This is a genomic window from Paraburkholderia sediminicola, from assembly GCF_046026895.1.
GTDB classification, from domain to species: Bacteria; Pseudomonadota; Gammaproteobacteria; order Burkholderiales; family Burkholderiaceae; genus Paraburkholderia; species Paraburkholderia sediminicola_C.
Genome location: NZ_JAQQEU010000111.1, coordinates 1 through 17541, shown reverse-complemented (window position 1 = coordinate 17541; position 17541 = coordinate 1). Strand labels below are relative to the sequence as shown.

13 protein-coding genes and 6 pseudogenes are annotated in these 17541 nt (G+C 60.3%); 14 read left to right on the top strand and 5 right to left on the bottom strand.

What is annotated here, in order from left to right; translation table 11 throughout:
* Positions 1 to 386 precede the first annotated feature (386 nt).
* The 10 genes and pseudogenes from PQR02_RS37075 (at position 387) to PQR02_RS37030 (ending at position 10362) form a co-directional block, all read left to right on the top strand.
* Positions 387 to 1322 carry a LysR substrate-binding domain-containing protein gene (locus PQR02_RS37075; protein WP_408242820.1) on the top strand — a complete coding sequence of 312 codons (936 nt, stop codon included), beginning with the start codon at positions 387 to 389 and terminating at the stop codon, positions 1320 to 1322.
* Positions 1323 to 1441: 119 nt separating this feature from the next.
* Positions 1442 to 3193, top strand: coding sequence for an L-lactate permease (locus PQR02_RS37070; RefSeq protein WP_408242819.1), 1752 nt, complete (start codon positions 1442 to 1444; stop codon positions 3191 to 3193).
* 67 nt (positions 3194 to 3260) lie between these two features.
* A complete protein-coding gene (locus PQR02_RS37065) occupies positions 3261 to 4427 on the top strand; it encodes a CaiB/BaiF CoA transferase family protein (RefSeq protein ID WP_408242818.1) in 1167 nt (388 codons plus the stop codon).
* Complete coding sequence (locus tag PQR02_RS37060) at positions 4424 to 5386, top strand: HpcH/HpaI aldolase/citrate lyase family protein (RefSeq protein ID WP_408242817.1); 963 nt, start codon at positions 4424 to 4426, stop codon at positions 5384 to 5386. The genes PQR02_RS37065 and PQR02_RS37060 overlap by 4 nt, the downstream gene beginning before the upstream one ends.
* A gap of 508 nt (positions 5387 to 5894) precedes the next feature.
* A complete protein-coding gene (locus PQR02_RS37055) occupies positions 5895 to 6266 on the top strand; it encodes a CidA/LrgA family protein (protein WP_408242816.1) in 372 nt (123 codons plus the stop codon).
* A complete protein-coding gene (locus PQR02_RS37050) occupies positions 6263 to 7003 on the top strand; it encodes an LrgB family protein (RefSeq protein WP_408242815.1) in 741 nt (246 codons plus the stop codon). Before PQR02_RS37055 ends, PQR02_RS37050 begins: the two co-directional genes overlap by 4 nt.
* An 87-nt stretch (positions 7004 to 7090) precedes the next feature.
* Positions 7091 to 7243: pseudogene (locus PQR02_RS37045) on the top strand (hydroxymethylglutaryl-CoA lyase); the annotation flags it as partial.
* Between the two features lie 220 nt (positions 7244 to 7463).
* Positions 7464 to 8409: pseudogene (locus PQR02_RS37040) on the top strand (IS5 family transposase).
* 190 nt (positions 8410 to 8599) lie between these two features.
* Positions 8600 to 9184 carry a hypothetical protein gene (locus PQR02_RS37035; protein WP_408242814.1) on the top strand — a complete coding sequence of 195 codons (585 nt, stop codon included), beginning with the start codon at positions 8600 to 8602 and terminating at the stop codon, positions 9182 to 9184.
* Between the two features lie 143 nt (positions 9185 to 9327).
* Positions 9328 to 10362 carry an IS630 family transposase gene (locus PQR02_RS37030; protein WP_408242813.1) on the top strand — a complete coding sequence of 345 codons (1035 nt, stop codon included), beginning with the start codon at positions 9328 to 9330 and terminating at the stop codon, positions 10360 to 10362.
* Here PQR02_RS37030 and PQR02_RS37025 read toward each other — a convergent pair.
* Positions 10318 to 11049: pseudogene (locus PQR02_RS37025) on the bottom strand (IS630 family transposase); the annotation flags it as partial. The gene PQR02_RS37030 and the pseudogene PQR02_RS37025 sit on opposite strands and share 45 nt — an antisense overlap.
* A gap of 357 nt (positions 11050 to 11406) precedes the next feature.
* Here PQR02_RS37025 and PQR02_RS37020 point away from each other — a divergent pair.
* Positions 11407 to 13143, top strand: a complete 1737-nt coding sequence (locus PQR02_RS37020) for an outer membrane protein assembly factor BamB family protein (protein WP_408242812.1) — start codon at positions 11407 to 11409, stop codon at positions 13141 to 13143.
* Positions 13144 to 13485: 342 nt separating this feature from the next.
* A pseudogene (locus PQR02_RS37015) lies at positions 13486 to 14205 on the top strand (transposase); the annotation flags it as partial.
* Positions 14206 to 14499: 294 nt separating this feature from the next.
* On the opposite strand, the gene PQR02_RS37010 reads toward PQR02_RS37015, so the two are convergent.
* Positions 14500 to 14691, bottom strand: coding sequence for a hypothetical protein (locus PQR02_RS37010; RefSeq protein ID WP_408242811.1), 192 nt, complete (start codon positions 14689 to 14691; stop codon positions 14500 to 14502).
* 326 nt (positions 14692 to 15017) lie between these two features.
* Positions 15018 to 15354 (bottom strand): annotated as a pseudogene (locus PQR02_RS37005) (ATP-binding domain-containing protein).
* Between PQR02_RS37005 and PQR02_RS36995 the strand changes: the two are divergent.
* On the top strand, positions 15345 to 15806 hold the full coding sequence (locus PQR02_RS36995) for a TolC family protein (protein WP_494478102.1): 462 nt from the start codon (positions 15345 to 15347) through the stop codon (positions 15804 to 15806). The pseudogene PQR02_RS37005 and the gene PQR02_RS36995 overlap by 10 nt on opposite strands.
* Before the next feature lie 47 nt (positions 15807 to 15853).
* Here PQR02_RS36995 and PQR02_RS36990 read toward each other — a convergent pair whose 3' ends face one another.
* A complete protein-coding gene (locus tag PQR02_RS36990) occupies positions 15854 to 16123 on the bottom strand; it encodes a DDE-type integrase/transposase/recombinase (RefSeq protein WP_408242821.1) in 270 nt (89 codons plus the stop codon).
* Positions 16124 to 16193: 70 nt separating this feature from the next.
* A pseudogene (locus PQR02_RS36985) lies at positions 16194 to 16374 on the bottom strand (IS6 family transposase); the annotation flags it as partial.
* Between the two features lie 390 nt (positions 16375 to 16764).
* Between PQR02_RS36985 and PQR02_RS36980 the strand changes: the two are divergent.
* Positions 16765 to 17541: alkaline phosphatase family protein (locus tag PQR02_RS36980; protein WP_408242809.1), on the top strand; the 777-nt coding region annotated here is incomplete at its 3' end.

Genomic DNA, 17541 nt, shown 5'->3' with positions numbered 1-17541 from the left:
GCGCCTGCGTGGTCCAAGCGGTGCCCATGATGAGTTTCCGATGGCAGCAACTGCGCAAAATCTGCGAAGAATGGCCAAGTGGCTCACGCCAGGAAGCAGGCAGATGAACCAGGCAGTTGCGTGACGGGCAACGGGGATCGTGGCCTCGTTCAAATCTGCTGTTTCGCCGAACGCTACCACTCGAAAACGTGCCCCCAATCAGCGCCCCGAACCAAAACCCGACTTTTTCCACAGAATCGGCCGCTTGCTGTCTGTCGGGAAGGTCACAACCTACCTTTACATACTGTCGAACGAGTGCGATTGCAACGACAACCGCCGACCTGACAAGCGCGGTCCGCTCGACCCCGGAATGCGGAATAGCTTGAGACATGCGTTAAGCTTCTCCCATGGACATCCGCCAGCTCAAATATTTCGTTGCGATCGTCGATTGCGGCAGCCTATCGAAGGCGGCCGAACAGCTATGTGTGGCTCAGCCTTCGCTCAGCCAGCAGGTCGCCGGACTTGAAGCCGAACTGAAAGCGACGCTACTGTTGCGCAGCCATCAGGGCGTGCAGCCGACCGAAGCCGGTCGCGCGCTCTATCTGCGCGCTCGTGACGTGCTCCGCCAGATGGCGCAGATTCCGCTCGCGTTGCGCGTGAACGGCACCGAATCCGGCCAGGTCGCAATCGGTCTGCCGACCAGTGTCGCAGTCGTGTTCGCGCTGCCAATGTTCGAATATGTACGGCGTCATTTTCCTGGCATTCGCTTGCAAATCGTCGAAGGGATGAGCGGTTATCTCGCCGAACTGATGGCGAACGGCCGGCTCGATATGGCGATCCTGTTTCGCGAATCGGAAACGCGCGGCGTCTCGGTACATCCGCTTTTCGAAGAAAATCTATTCGTGTTCGGACTGGTCGATGGCATCGGCCCAGCGCAAGACGTACCGTTGCGCCAGCTCGCGAACGTGCCGATGGTCCTGCCGAGCGCGGCGAACGGATTGCGCCTTCTGATCGAGCGCGCCTTTGCGCGCGAAGGCGTCGACCCCGATATCGTTGCCGATGTCGATTCGCTACCAACCATGCTCGCCATCGCGCGTCAGGGCGAGGTGGTGACGATCGTTTCCTCGGATGCATTCGGGTGCGACACCGCGGACCAGCATCTGATCCATCGGCTGGTCGATCCGGAAATCAGCCGCCCCGTCGGCTTGTGTGTGCCGAATGCACTGCCCACCAGCGCCGCGTCGCTGGCGATTCAGAAGGCCGTCACGCGCCTCGTGGCCGAACTGGTCGAGAGCGGCGTCTGGTCCGGCGTGCTGCACCGCAACGACGCCGGAATGGAATAGATATAGGCATTACCTATACCCGGTAGCTCGAATCGGTATTTCACGCCGACGCGGCGTGCGTCTAAATTGTGACCTTCGCAGCCGATATAAGACGCTCGCACAGAGCTCGAAGGAGACGCATGTACACCCAGATTTTCGACCCCGTCGCGCATTCGGTAGGGGCTTCCGCAGCATTTGCCGCCCTTCCCCTCTTCACCCTGTTCGTTCTGCTCGGCGTCCTGCGCTTGCAGGCACGCTGGGCCGCGCTTGCCTCGCTCGCCGTCTCGGTGGCGGTCGCGATCTTCGTGTATGGGATGCCCGCTGGCCAGACAGCCAGCGGCGCACTCGAAGGCGCCGCGATCGGCTTCTTCCCCATCATCTGGATCGGCATCAATGCCATCTGGCTGTTCAAGCTGACGCAGGAAAGTGGGCACGCCGACGTGCTGCGGCGCGCGCTCGCCCGCGTCAGCGCCGATCAGCGCGTGCAAGCGGTGTTGATCGCGTTCTGCTTCGGCGCGCTGCTCGAAGCGCTGGCCGGCGGCGGCGCACCGGTGGCGATCTGTGCGGTGTTGCTGATTTCGGTCGGCGTCGAGCCGTTGAAGGCCGCCGCGGTTTGCCTGATCGCGGATACCAGCCCGGTCGCGTTCGGCGCACTCGGTTTGCCCATTACCGTGCTCGCCAAGATCACCCGTTTGCCGGTCCATGACATCAGCGTGATGGTGGGACGGCAAACGCCGTTGCTGTCACTCTTCATTCCGCTGATCCTCGTATTTATCGTCGACGGGCGGCGCGGGCTGAAGGAAGTCTGGCCGCTCGCGCTGGTCGCCGGGGTTGTGTTTGCGCTTGCGCAGTTTGCGGGGTCGATGCTGCTGCCGGTCGAACTTGTCGATATCGTCGCCGCACTGATCTGCGCAGGCGTTTCCATCGCGTTTCTGCGGGTCTGGTCGCCGGGCGTCTTGCGCGCCGACCTGGCTGGCGCGGGAGCGGCCGTTGCGAATTCAGGCGGCCATCAGCGTCTTGACGCCGGCCATGACGTGGTGGGCGTGTCTCACGGCGCCACCATGGCCATGCCGATGCCGGGCGCGGGCGTACATTTCCATCACGCAGCCGGGCGAGCCAGTGCGCCTGCCAAAGCCGTCCAGGCGCCCGATTCGCGCGCCGAGATCCTGCGCGCGCTCGCGCCCTACGCGGCCGTGATTCTCGTTGTCGCGTCAACGCAGATCGGCTTTATCGGCCATGCGCTGAGCGCAATCACTTCGTCCTTTCCATGGCCCGGCCTGCACGTGGTCGACCCAAAAGGTGCAGCGGTGTCGGCTGTCAACGCCAAGTTCGAATGGCTGCTTTCCGCAGGTTCGATCGTATTGATTGCCGGTTTGCTGTCCGCACCCATCCTGAAAGTCAGCGCGCCCGTCGCCACCCGGACCTATCTGAAGAACCTTCATGAACTGCGCTGGGCGGTGTTCACGGTGTGCTGTGTCGTCGGCGTGGCCTATGTGATGAACCTGTCCGGTCAGATCGTGACGCTCGGCATCTGGGCGGCCAAGGCCGGCCCGGCTTTCGCACCGGTATCGCCGATTCTCGGCTGGTTCGCGACCGCGCTCACCGGCTCCGATACGTCGGCGAATGCGCTGTTCGGCATGCTGCAACTCACCACTGCGCATCACACGGGCCTGTCCGACATCCTGTTGACCGCCGCCAATACGTCGGGCGGTGTGGTCGGCAAGGCGATTTCGCCGCAGAACCTCGCGGTCGGCGCGGTGGCGGTCGGCATGATGGGCAAGGAAGGCGTGCTGTTCAGGCGCGTGGCAGGCTGGACCGTCCTGATGATCGCGACACTCAGCCTGCTCGTCTATCTCCAGTCCACACCGGTCCTCGGCTGGATGGTGCCGTGATCGACCTGGCCATTGACGTACTGTAAGAACCTGCTTTACGCATTGAAATATCGAGGATATGCAGAAGATGAACCATCCCCTCAACGACATCACGGTCGTCTCGATCGAACAGGCGATTGCCGCACCGTTGGCAAGCCGGCATCTGGCCGATTGGGGCGCGCGCGTCATCAAGATCGAGCGCCCGGAGGTCGGCGACTTCGCCCGCAACTACGATACAGCGATGGATGGCCTGTCGAGCCAGTTCGTCTGGACCAATCGCTCGAAAGAGAGCCTCGCTCTCGACATCAAGACCGACCGCGGCCAGGAAACGCTTGAAGCGCTGCTCGTCCGTGCCGACGTCTTTATCCAGAATCTGGCGCCCGGCGCTGCGCAGCGCCAGGGTCTCGACGCGAAGTCCCTGGTCGCCCGTTTTCCGCAACTGATCGCCTGCGACATTTCCGGCTACGGCTCCAACGGACCGTACAGCGACAAGAAGGCCTACGACCTGCTGGTGCAGTGCGAGACCGGCTTCCTGTCAATCAACGGCACGCCCGAGACGCCGTCGAAATGCGGCCTCGCGATTGCTGATATCGCGACTGGCATGTACGCGCTGAACGGCATCCTGATGGGCCTGCATCAGCGCTCGCGCACCGGCAAAGGCATGGCGTTCGAGGTCTCGCTCTTCGACGCGCTGACCGAGTGGATGAGCTATCCGGCGTACTACACGCGCGGCCGCGACGAGCCGGTTCCACGAAGCGGCGCCCGGCACGCGACCATCGCGCCATACGGTCCGTTTGCGACCGGCGACGGCAAGACGGTTTTCTTCGGCATTCAGAACGAACGCGAGTGGCTCAGCTTCTGCACAGTCGTACTGGGCGATGCAGCTATCGCGGTTGAGCCGCGCTACGTTTCGAACTCCTTACGGGTCGCGAATCGCGAAGCGCTTGAACAGACGATCGAGCAGCGCTTCGCCGCGTGGAGCAGCGCGGAAGTGCTGGCACGGCTCGATCGCGCGGCGATTGCGAACGGCATGATGAACGACGTCGAGGCCCTGCTTGATCATCCACAATTGCGCGAGCGCAATCGTTACCGCAGCGTCGAAACCGAGAGCGGGCCGCACGATATGTTCCTTCCGCCGGTTACGATCCCGGGGGTCGAACCGGTGATGGATCCGGTGCCGGCAGTCGGCCAGCATACCGAGGCCATTCTCGCGGAAATCGAAGCGCTCGCACTCTCGCAACGGAGCGGCTCATGAGTCGATTCGAGTCGAATCCGAACCCGAAGCGGCGCCCACGTACGACGCGCACCGTGCTTGCTGTGCCTGGGCATCGCATCAGAATGCTGCAATCGGCGGCGGCTTGCGCGGCCGATGCGGTGTTCATCGACCTTGAAGATGCCGTACCCCTCGACAAGAAGGACGAAGCGCTCAGGACAGCCGTGCAGGCGCTCGTCGAACTCGACTGGGGCGACAAGAGCGTCACTGTCAGGATCAACGCCAACGAGCGGGGCATCGACGAACACGAGGTCCGGACCTTGACCGGCGAAGCGCGGCGGCTCGATTCAATCCTCGTCCCAAAGGTGGAATCGGCAGACGTCATTGCACAGGCGGAGCGGTTGCTGGCCGCGCGGCCTGCGTCATTCGCGCCGCTCGAGATCGAGGCTCTGATTGAGACGGCGCGCGGCGTCGTGAATGTCGATGCCATCGCCGGGTCGAGTAGCTGGCTCACGGCTTTGCATTTCGGCGTCGGAGATTTTTCGGCGTCCATTGGCGCGCGCAACGTCGAGATCGGCGGCACACATCCCGGTTATGCAGTCACGCTCAAGGATGAAGCGGGCAACTACGCCGCAACACCCCTCGACTTGTGGACGTACCCGATGATGCGGATTCTGGTCGCCGCGCGCGCTTTCGGACTGCGTGCGATCGATGGTCCATGTGGGGCGTTCCGCGATCCCGTGCTGACGCGAGCATGGGCGCTGAAAGCGGCGGCGATGGGCTACGACGGCAAGCAGGTCATCCATCCCGAGCAGATCGAGCCGACCCGTTCGGCATTCTCGCCGACAGACGATGAAGTGCGTGACGCCCGCCGAACCATGGAAGCGCTCGAAGCGGCGCAAACCGCGGGCCTCGCGGCCATTTCGCTTGATGGCAAGCTGGTCGATTTCGCAAACGTGCGGATGGCGCAACGAATCCTTGCGATGGCAGAACGGGACTGAGTAGACAAGTGTAGGCAATGACGTCGTGAGGACGTTCAATTTGACGGTTTATTGCATGCCGGCGTCTGGCCGGATTCCGCCTGGTGCGACCGACGACAGCCGACCCTGTACTGCCGATCGATTCGGAGTACCCTCGACGGCGGTTTCCAAGGTACAACGGCCATCCGCTCGGGCCGACCCTCTGCGCGTTTTCTTCAGGGAAGCGCCGCAACACGGGTGCGGCGATTTCTAATCGTGGAAAGCAAACAGGACCGCCAACGCAAGCATTGGAGGTGGGTTGCTCACCCCTGTGTCGGTACAATCGAAACGCCCGTCTCCGATCGCGGCTGGCACAACGAGAGAGGGACCTACGAAAGCCGGGAACCAACCTCCGAATGAAGAGCCAAGCTCGGCGAAGCGCTATCGCGTCGCAAGCTCGCGCCCTACATATTCGAAACTGAGGCGGAAGCACACAGCCAGTTGCACGGTACGAATTAAACTGACCCCGGCCGGTCTCACGGAGAAAGCCATGCTTCGAGCACTCGCGACGCTGCTCACGTTCCAATGCCTTGGCGAGGGCGTGTCATACGTATTTCGTCTACCCGTCCCTGGACCGGTGATCGGCATGTTGCTGCTGTTCGGCTTTATCATGTCGCGCCCGCAGGTAGCCGACGCCATCGAGCCGACCGCTCTCGAATTGCTGCGCCACCTGTCGCTGCTGTTCATTCCTGCCGGTGTCGGCATTATGGTTTCAGCCGGCAAGATTCGTGGTGACGCGCTGGCTGTCGCCGTCTCCGTCGCCGTGAGCACCACCGTCGCTATCGTGGTAGCCGCACTTGTCACCCGCGCGCTGCTACGTCGTCAGCGCGGAGACTCCATCACATCGGACGCGACTCCATGAATGCGATACCAAAGCTTGGCGCGATATGGGTGTATCTTGCCGCGAGTCCTCTGCTCGGCCTGACGATCACGCTGATCGCCTATCTCATCGCTCAGGCCATTTATGCCAAAGCGCGCTTCAACCCGCTCGCCAATCCCGTGTTGATCGCTGTGGCGATGCTCGTCCTGCTGCTCGAAGTCACAGGAACGCCTTACGCGACGTATTTCGAAGGCGCGCAGTTCGTACACTTTTTGCTCGGCCCCGCAACTGTTGCATTGGCACTGCCCCTTTACCGGCAATGGCCAAAATTGCGGCGGTCGGCGGTGCCCCTGATTGGCGGTCTCGTGGCTGGGTCTCTCGCGGCTATCGTCTCGGCAGTTGGCGTGGCTGCGCTCTTCGGCGCCAGTCATCAAACCATCGCGTCGCTCGCACCCAAATCGGCTACGACACCAATCGCCATGGCGGTGGCCGCCGAAACCGGTGGTATTCCGTCGTTGACCGCAGTCCTTGTCATTTCCACGGGGATCTTCGGCGCAGTCTTCGCGCGTTCAATCCTGAACATGTTGCGCATCGAAGAGACAGCCGTACGCGGATTCGCTCTCGGTGTTGCCTCGCACGGCATCGGCACGGCCCGGGCGTTTCAGGTTAGCGAGGAAATGGGGGCGTTCGCGGGGCTCGGCATGGGACTCAACGGTGTATTTACTGCCTTCATCGTGCCCGTTTTGATGCCTCTCGCTTCGCGCTGGCTTTCTGGCTAACTGGCATCGGCAAACTTTGGCAACGCTCTCGGGGCAGCAGCACGCTGCTCGTCTTCCCGTGAGAATCTGGAACGTGGGAGTCCGATCATGGGAAACGAACTTGATGCGGTCGTAGTTCAGGAAGTGGGCCTGCGAGATGGCTTGCAACGATTGTCCAGCATCATGCCTACGGACGACAAGAAACGTTGGATAAACACTGCGTACTCGGCAGGGGTGCATCATTTGGAACTGGCGTCGTTCGGTGTACTAGGCGATCACTGCCTCATGCATCCGGCATGGATTGCGCGCAGCTCACACGGCCGCGATCGGCAGCACGCGACCCACAAGGGACATACGCGTGTCCTGGAAACGGTCCTTCGACGGCGTAGGCACCATCGAAATAGCTAAGGCGCTGATTAAGGTCCACCGCTAAGCTACTTCGCGCGCTATAGGTTCAAGTTGATGGAGAGGGTGGAACGGGATGAAGCAGCAGACGCTGGCGATGGCGGCCGATCAAGGTGCAGGTTTCGAGACACACCGCAAACGCACGCGGCGCGACGAATTTACGCCATGGGCTGAGTTGTGCGCGGTGGTCGAGCCGCATTTGCAACGGCCGCCCGCCGATTGGTCTGGAGCGCATGCTGCGCATCCACTTCATCCAGCACTGGTTCAATCTGGCGGACTTTGCCTGCGAAGAGGCACTGTACGACAGCGCGGGCCTGCGCCGCTTTCTCGGGATTGACCTGGGCTGTGAAGCCGTACCGGACGCGACGACGCTGCTCAAATTCAGGCGGCTGCTTGAGACGCACAAGCTGGGCGAGAAGCTGTTTGCCGAAGTCGGCCGGGTGCTGCAGGCCAGCGGTATGAAGCTCAAGAGCGGCACCATCGTGGACGCCACGATCATCGGCGCGCCGGGCTCGACCAAGAATCAGCAGAAGGCGCGCGACCCGGAGATGCACCAGACCCGCAAAGGCAAGCAATGGTACTTTGGCGCCAAGCTGCATATCGGCGTGGACAGCCAGAGCGGCCTGGTGCACAGCGCGGTGCTCACCGCGGCCAACGTGCATGACAAACATCCATTGCCACAACTGCTGCATGGGCAGGAGCGGCGCGTCTATGGTGACAGCGCGTACGCCAGCCAGAAGGAACTGATCCACAGCAAGGCGCCCAACGCTCGCGATTTCACGAATCAGCGCACGCGCCGTGCCGGTGGTGAGGTCGATGAGGTGCAGCGCGGCAAGAACCGCAACAAGTCAAAGATCCGCGCACGCGTGGAGCATGTGTTCGCGGTGGTCAAGCTACTGTGGGGCTTTACGAAGGTGCGCTATTGCGGCCTGGAAAAGAACGCCTGCCGGGCGTTCACCGCGCTGGCGCTCGCTAACGTCTACCTGTCGCGCCGACGCTTGATGGCAGCAGTCCGCCCATAGTGGGCCAAACGCGGGCAAACCGCCCGCACACAAGGCTCGAAAGAGCCGAAAAGCCGAGGCTAATTAGTTTCGGCGCGAGCGTTCGAATCGCTGCTCCGCAGCAGCGGAGCGTGTCCTATAGTATCTATGCGGTGCCTCGCTGCGGGACGCGCCCCGCAACGGCCATTGCCTTCCGTCTGAGGAGGCGGCTATGCAGGTCAAAATCATGTCACTTTGGGTGACGCTGCTCGGGTTCTGCTGCTCCGCGTCGGCTCAGCAAGTTGGGGCCGGAGAACACGGCGAAGACACGCAACGAGCGGTGGCGGTGACCACTCTTGCGGTCCCTAACGTCGTTGATAGTTCGGGCAAGGTCGTAGGCCAACTGTTTTCCCACGGCGTCATCCTCAACATGACGGGGACGTGGATCTTTGCTCCGTTGCGCCGCCTGTCGGTAGGACCGACGTATTCGGCAAGCGAACTGCTGTGGGACGACGATACCCAACTCAAGTTCGCGACCACCGACTGTTCGGGGCCACCACACATTCCCGCCCACGTCCAAGGCGTATCCGGACTCTTCCGGCCTTCTGTCATCCAGCGGCAGGGTCACGTTGCGACCCTTTACATCGCCGGACCTGGTGATTCGGTACCGACCCCGTTTCACTCCCAAGCTTCCGGCAACGGCGGCTTCGCGGGAACTGCGATTTGCCAGAAAGCCGACGGAATTGCATCTACATGGCCGGTGGCAAGCAGCGTCGATCTTTTTCAGTTATATCCCGAACCGCTGCACTTGCGGTGATACCGTTTGTTCTGCAGTCCAGCAACTCGGAGCGAGCGTGGCCGAAGTGGTGCCCCCTGTTAAACAAGGCGTCTTACTCATAAGTCAGGAATTTTGCGGACAGATGATCTATGCTTGAGCGATAGCTATTGAGAGCATCGCCCATGAAACGAGATGGCCGGAGCCTGGCTCACAACACGCTCGAAGAGATGCGTATCCTTGCAGTTCAGCGTATGGCTGAAGGCGAGCATCCAAATGATGTTGCCGCGTCGTTTGGGATGCATCGCTCGTGGGCGTACAAGATTAGGGCGCAGGCGCGAGGCCGTGGTCATGGTGTGCGAGCGCTGCGATCGACCAAGGGCACAGGTCGCCCACGTACGCTTACTGCGAGGCAGGAGCAGCGGGTAATGCGCTGGGTTAATGGCAAGAATCCAATGCCGTACGGGTTTGATTTTGGCTTGTGGACCCGCAACCTGGTTCGTGAGTTGGTACGACAGAGATTCGACGTCACGTTAAGTCTGGCTTCGATCGGTGCGATGCTCGCCCGTCTGAACCTGACGCCGCAAAAGCCGTTGCAGCGTGCTTACCAGCGTGATCCGGAAGCTATCGAGCGTTGGCAGCGAGACACCTATCCGAGCATTGCCTGGCAGGCTCGTGAGCAGAAGGCGGACATTTTCTTCTGGAACGAATCGGGCTTCCGTGCTGACTCGGTGCATGGCAGGACGTGGGCGCCGCGCGGTGAGACGCCGGTGGTCCAGCGGCCCGGTGAACGGCAAAGCATGAGCGCCGCGTCCGCTGTTAATTCGAAGGGGGCTTTTTGGTTTGCAACGTATGAAGGTGCACTTAGCGGCGAGTTGTTCGTGGAACTGCTCAAGAAGTTGATGTTCAATCGGAAAAGAGCGGTTCATTTGATCGTCGACGGATTACCAGCGCATAAAAAAGCCTTCGTTAAGGAGTATGTCGCTGGTACGCAGGGCAAGTTGACTTTGCATTTCCTGCCCGGTTACGCACTGGACCTCAATCCAGATGAACCGGTGTGGAGTCACGTTAAGCGGACCGGCGTGGCGCGACGCCCACTTCAAAAAGGGGAAAAGTTGGGCTCAAAAATTCACGAGCAGCTTTCACAAATTAGCCGCGATCCGTGCCTTGTTCGATCATTTTTTAGGCATCAATCTGTCCGCTATATTGCTGACGTGTGAGTAAATAATGCAGCATAATCGTCGTAGGACTTCGTTTGGTTCGATCCAGTGCCGGAAACAGGCCTCGACGGCCGAGAGGACTTCGGCGAGCGTGGCGAAGTACCGGTTATGCAGCGCGAGACGCCTTGTCAGCTTCCAGACGCGTTCAATAGGTGCCAGTTGCGGGCTGTATGGCGGGAGGAACAGCAACGTCAGGTGCCGCCTGTATTTGCGCAGCAGTGGCTTGAGCATGGTGGCATGGTGGTACTTGGCGTTGTCCAGCACGACGACGATGCGCTTGCCACGACGTCGATGGCGCAGTAGCCGGCGCAGAAAGGACACAAACGTTTCTGCGTTGAAGACAGGGACAAACCGGCCGGTGCTCAGGCTGACGGCGCCAAAGCACGCCACCGACTTGCCCGTGGGCGCGTGCAGCAACACCGGATCGCGAACCTCCGGGGCCACCCACATGCGACAGCGCGATCCATGCTGCTGGAAATGGCATTCGTCCCGGCTCCATAACTCAACGTCGTCGCGCTTTGCCAGGCGCCGCAGTTTTTTTACGGTCGCAACCCGTACGGGATCAGACTGGGCGACTTGCGGGCGCGGTTTGCGCAGCCGAAAACCCATCTGACGAAACAACTGCTGGCACTGTCGCTCGCCCAGTTCGATGCCGTAGCGCTGACGCAAGTGCTCCAACAGAACGGGCCCATCCCAAAGCTAATAACAATCGTACGTTACTGACACCTTCTGCCGCCGGCCCCAGCATTGCCGTGCCGGGAGATGCGGCAAGTTTCGGGTCGGTTTAATCTGCACACGCGAATTGTGTAATGGCATCGCAATAAGGGCAGGATTTGATCTCTCGACCGCGCGAGTCGCGATAGAAATCCAAATTTAAATGAGCCCAAATCTGAAGGTAGAGGCGAAACCGCCAACGGGCGTCAATCGCTCAGTTGGGGAGAAAACAACAAAACCGGACATTCTTTTGCGTGCTCTATCGCGCTCTGCTGCAGTCAGGCGCGTCCGCTCTCTTGAATTTGCATGACCTAATTGGAGATCAGTACCATGAGCAATCGTCATGTCGTCCTGAAAGCGGCAGCGCTTTTCGCCGCTCCCGCATTGTGCCTCACGCTGGCACCTTCGGCCCGAGGGCAGTCCGTGTCTGCCGCATCAACGTTGGCGCCGGTCGTTCTTTTGCCGCACAATCGGCCGTCCGGAAACAAGCCAGCCGTGCCCCCTGCGAGCCCGCTCGACGGCTCTGCAATCGCCTCGCAGAATCTTCAGTTCGGAGGGAATAAGAATGGCGAGCCTGACGGCGTCGGCCCGCTTATCACCCCTCCCTTCAAGGCTTCCGCATCGCAGAGCCACCTCACAGCGGCAACCATACCGGGCGCCGCCAGTTTAAACACTGCGACAGACTGGCCGACGTTTGGCATTAACGTCCAGCGCACCGGCTATAACGCAGCCGAGAATGTACTGAATACCACTACCGTTCCGGGATTGAAATCGCATTGGGCGACGGATATAGGCGGACCAATCCTGACCCAGCCAACGCTGATCACAGGTGTGAAGGTCAACAGCGTGGCGACGGACGTCGTCTACGCTGCTACGCTGGGCGATGCTACGAAGAATCCTACGACGCCGAGCTATATTGTCGCATTGAACGCTGCCAACGGTAACCTGATCTGGAGCAGGCAGTTCACGCCGGTCCAGACGAACTGCGACGATTTCACTCCGTCTGGAGGGGTCGTCGGCACTATGGGTACGCCCACGCTTGACCGCGCGAGCAACCGCATGTATGTGGTGACAGCTAACGGCAACCTTCACATTTTGAGTCTTTCGACCGGCAATGACGTTGCGCCGTTCGTTCAGGTGATGGACCCAAACAATACTGCGCCGAAAACCTTCGTGTACGGTAGCCCAACCCTTAACGGCACCAGTGTCTATGTTGCCACTGCGAGCAGGTGCGACTTTACGCCATACCATGGTCAAGTTGTGCGCGTGTCCACCACGAATAGTACGATCCTGCAGAGGTGGTATCCGGTCGGTAACTCGGTTCCGGACGGTGGAGGAATCTGGGGTCCCGGTGGCGTATCCATCCCGCCCAACCTGTCATGGGTCTATGCTGCGACGGGAAACGCTATCGCCACGCCCGAAAATGCGGGCTTTGCGGAGCATATTGTGAAGCTCACGGTGAACCTCGCAGTTAATGACTCCAGTAGCCCCGCGCCTGTGAACAATGACCTCGATTTCGGGGCAACCCCGTTGCTATTTCAACGGGCCTCATGCCCACCAATGCTCGCAGCCATGCAGAAGTCCGGATGGCTCTATATCTATAACCGCAATACGATTGGTTCCGGCCCGATCGTTAGTTTCCAGATAGGCGTCAGTACGTCAGCCGGAAACTTCGTTGGTATTCCCGCATTCGATCCCGTACTTAACCAGATTTACGTGAATAACCCCGTGGACTCGAACGACGGACGGTTCAAAACTGGATTGGTCGCACTTTCCGTCAATTCGGATTGCTCCATCGGATCTCGCCAGCTTCTCAGAGCGGGCACCTCCAGTGAGGGTAATCCCTCCATTCCTCCCGTTGCGGCAAATGGCGTTGTGTACTACGCCGATGGCGTGGGAAGCGTGCTCCGCGCGGTTAACGCGGTAAGCGGCACGGAGCTTTGGAACTCGAATCTGTCAACTGTAAAGGATCATATAACCGGCGGTATCTTTGCCTCTCCATCGGTCGTGAATGGGCAGGTCTTTGTAGCGGGTTATGACCACAAGATCCATGCGTACGGCTTGTAACCGTTAGTACTGTGCGGGCGCGGCGTCTGGCCAAGCTGGGCGCCCGCGTACGACGCATCGTCATTCAGCAATGCGAACACACCCCGACCATTGCAAATTGCCAGCGCCGCCGCTGCGCGGGAGCTGGTTTCTCTTTGGGCGGGTGCGCTCCTGCGGCAGGCGGCCGAGCTCTCGACGCACGCGCCGCTCATCTCGTTTTTCCCCAAGGGGCCTACTAAGTCGGCCTTGCAGAAGTTCGTGAGGTCACGCCTGGCGTGGCGATGCAGTTAGTTGGCGGGTAATCGAATTCCCGGAACGAATATCGATCTGATAAAAATTCTGGGAGTTTCGGAGTGGTCGCCAATGAGCACGCCTGATTTCGTTCGTAGCCATCTGCACGCGATGATTGATCTGCGTCACCCGCTTGCCGTGTTGGCAACGAAGATGTGGTGGGCTTCAATCGACACGACCCTTGCTCCGCTGTTCGAGCGACGCTCACGCGATGGGCGTGTGAGCGAAGCGGTTGACCTGCTTGGCTCGAACTCACTGGAACTTGCGGGTGGCGTCAGTGCGCCTGGACGTCCGCGCTTGCCTACGCGGCTGATGGTCGGTCTGCTGTACCTGAAGCACGCCTACAACGAGAGTGACGAAACTGTGTGTGAGCGCTGGGCGCAGGACGTGTACTTCCAGTTCTTCTGCGGCGAGGAGTATTTCCAGCCGCGTCTGCCGTGCGACCCGACCAACGTGTTGCGCTTTCGGCAGGCGCTGGGCGAAGCCGGTGTCGAGGAGCTGCTCGCGGCGACGATCGCGGCTGCGGTGCAGTTGAAGGCGGTGACGCCGGTCGAATTCGAGCGCGTGATTGTCGACACCACGGTGCAAGAGAAGGCGATTGCGTATCCGACCGACAGCCGTCTGCTGGAGGTGGCGCGGGCCAGACTTGTTCAGTTGACGCAACGCGCAGGGTTGGGGCAGAAGCAAACGTACGAGCGCGAAGGCAAGCGGCTGCGTCGCCGCGCGGGCGGCTATGCCCATGCGAAGCACTTCGAGCGCCTGCGTCGTGTACTGAAGCGTCAGCGCACAGTACGCACAGACTTACCGAAGGGAAAACGGCGGCCTCGGAGGTCGCCTTCCATCGATATGGGCTTTTGCGTATTCAATAGCAAACGACCTGCAATCGTCGGCCGCACTTTGCAGTCGATTCCGGCCGATCATCCTTTTTCCGGGTGGCAGGTCAGATTTGTCGACAATCTAGCCCGCCGTTTCGAACGTCCGTGGGTGGCCGTTTGCTGCCCCACGCGGGACGATATATGCCGACCCGCGAGGACGGTCAGCCTTTCAAACAACGACGTCGCTGGATAGATGCAGGCTGGGGCGTCTTCAGAGAATCCGGAGATGCCGGATCTTCCCGATCTGGGCCGAGCGCTTCAGGATCAGGCCGGTAATGTATTCAGGCAGGAGCGCGCGCGGCACATTAGCCGGTATATCTTCGACGAGCTGCGACGGGACGTGGACGATAAATTCGTCCGGCGCATTCTTCAGGCTGTGTTCGTAGCTGACGCGGTAATCCATGACTTTCCTGACCTTGGAGGCGATCCCTTCTGTGCATGATTTTATCAGCGCGCTACGCAGGGACGCTGCATAACGGTCTGTCGCTATCCAGGGGTATTCGTATTTCGCGATTGATTACGTCTTGTGCTGTGCGATGGATACCGCCAGACGTCGATGGCTGCGGGGAGCGTCGCAGACGGACATGAGAGGCCGTTCTTGATGGATTTGCGAATGGCCTGATAGTGCAGGCGACGCGGGTCACCCGTCGCCTGGAGAATGAAGCGGGTGTGCCGCCAGAACTGGCCGAAGACGGGCCCGGAGGCAGCGATTGCATTGACACGCGCAGATCAGGGAGATAACCATTCTGCGAGTTTCGACCAGCGACGTTCCGTCTGCTTGCCCTTGACCGCAATCGCCAGTGCACGCTTTTGCCCGACCAGTACAACGAGGCGCTTGCCGCGCGTGATGCCGGTGTAGATCAGGTTCCGCTTGAGCATCATGTAGCTGCGTCGAGATGGGAATCACCACAACCGGATATTCCGATCCCTGGGATTTGTGGATGGTTGTCGCGTAACACAGCACCAGCTCATCCAGTTCGCCAAATGCGTAGGTTACGATGTGCTCATCAAAGGTCGCTGTGAGTTCCTGCTCTTCAGCGTCGATGTCGGTCACAAATCCACGCATTTACGCCATACAACCAGTTCTTCACCGTTGTCGGGAAGATCGCCCAGCCGATCTTCCAGGGTGGAGCGCTGCTGCATCGCCAGCGCGCGGCGCAGGCGGCATTCGATCAGGCCAGCGCCCAATACGGCTCGACCGTGATCAACGCATTTCAGAACGTCGCCGATGTATTGCAGAGCGTGCAGGCGGACGCCAAGACGGTGCAGGCGGCCGTCAATGCGGAGCAGGCTGCCTCGCGCAGCGTGGCTATCCAACGTGAAAAGCTGCGCTCAGGCGAAGCGTCCTATCTGTCAGTGCTGAGCGCGCAGCAGACCTGGCAAATGGCACGCATTGCGTCGATACAGGCAAGGGCCGCCAGACTGGCGGATACGGCAGCCTTGTTCGAGGCCGTGGGCGGTGGCTCGTGGAATCGGTCCGATTCGCTCGGCTCGACGTTCGCGTCAAACCCACCTTGATAACACGACTCATGGACGAGATATCTTGTTATATAAAGGATACCTGCTCAGGCAGACAGGACGGCCATCCAGACAGCGGGCGCAGCGGTATCGTTGAGGCGGAGTTTCGCGAGGCTGAATTGGCCCTTGATCACTGCGTTCCGGACAGGTTTGAAGCCGAGCATGACTTTCGTCCGGGACTTGATGTTGCGGTGGTCCTGCTCGACCAGAGTATTGAGATATTTCGAGGATCGGACCTTCGTGTCCTCCGGCACCAAGCCATCGGCCTTCATCTCGCGCACGGCGCGGTGCGAGGCGGCGTAGCCATCAAGCGTGATGGTCTTCGGCGGCTGGCCTGGATGTTTGATTGCCTTCCTGAAAAACGCTTTTTGACGAATTCCGGCGCAAAGCGACGCACCCAGCGCAGGATCGTCGTGTGCGCCAGCGACAGACCCCGTTCCGCCATCATTTCGACCAGATCGCGCAGGCTAAGCTTGTAGCGCAGGTACCAGCGAACACACAGAATGATCACATCGCGGTCGAAATGACGGCCCGCGAACAGTTTCTCCAGACTCTTCAGCTTGCTCATCGGCGGCTCTCAATTCGTTCAGACCGACACCTTCACCGATTCGCCCCCGCGCTATTTGCACCAGCGCCGCCCAAGATTGGAATGGCCCGAAGAAATCAGGCAGGCTGTCATCACAGACGTGTCATATGGCGCTTCTAGAATCCGATTGCCATTTCCGCAGCTTGCAATCTTTAGGTGAACTTCACTTACTCAAGTCGGCTCGGCGCTGGTCGCCGCGCGTGGCGCCTCCTCGCCGCGCTTATACGCCGGTATAAGGCGGTTACGCCAATGTGGAATCGACATATCCAACCGTAGAGTAGATTCGCCCTTCGGCTATCCCTACTCTTCTCTCATCGCGATACCGCTCGCCGTTATGGCTTTTTATTCCCGACACTCCTCGAAAGGTATTCCGTGTTTCGTCTAAATATCCGTAGGACTCTTTTCTCATCGGCTGCGTCGCTGGCGCTGCTATCCTCCGTCGTTCACGCCGCTGATGGTGATCTGGACAACCATCGCGAAGATACGCGAACACCGATCAAGCACATCGTGGTCATCATTCCTGAGAACAGGACTTTCGACAATCTCTTCGGGACTTATCCGCATGCGGCGAATCTTCCTGGCGAGCAGAGCTGGCTTGGAGTGCCCGCGCCGAAATTCGTGGCGCGCCCCGGCACGCCGGCAGCCAATGTCCTGACGCCGGCCTTGCTGCAAAGCAATCCGAATCGGAGCTTGTACGGACTCACCGCCAATCCTACGCGGCTTCGCCCCGCCGACGCCTACACCTGCGATATGGCCCATAACTACGAGCCCGAGCAGGAAGCGTACGATGGTGGGGCGGTGGATCGCTTCCCGCAGACCGCCAGCGGCAAGGGCCCGGGCTGCGCCGTGGATGGCTCAACCATCATGAATTACTACGACGGCAACACCGTCCAGGCGCTGTGGAATTACGCTCAGCACTACGCCATGAGCGACAATTCCTTCTCCACCATCTACGGCCCCACGGTGCCCGGCCACGCCAATATCATTGCGGGCAACACCCATGGGGTCATCATTCACGATCCCATCAACCCGGCCAGCCCTGACACCACCGGTTTCTACGTCAATCCGGCGGATCATTCGATAACCTTGACCGACGCCAACCTCCCCGGCTATCTCGACGATTGTGGCAAGGGCCGGACTTTTGAAATG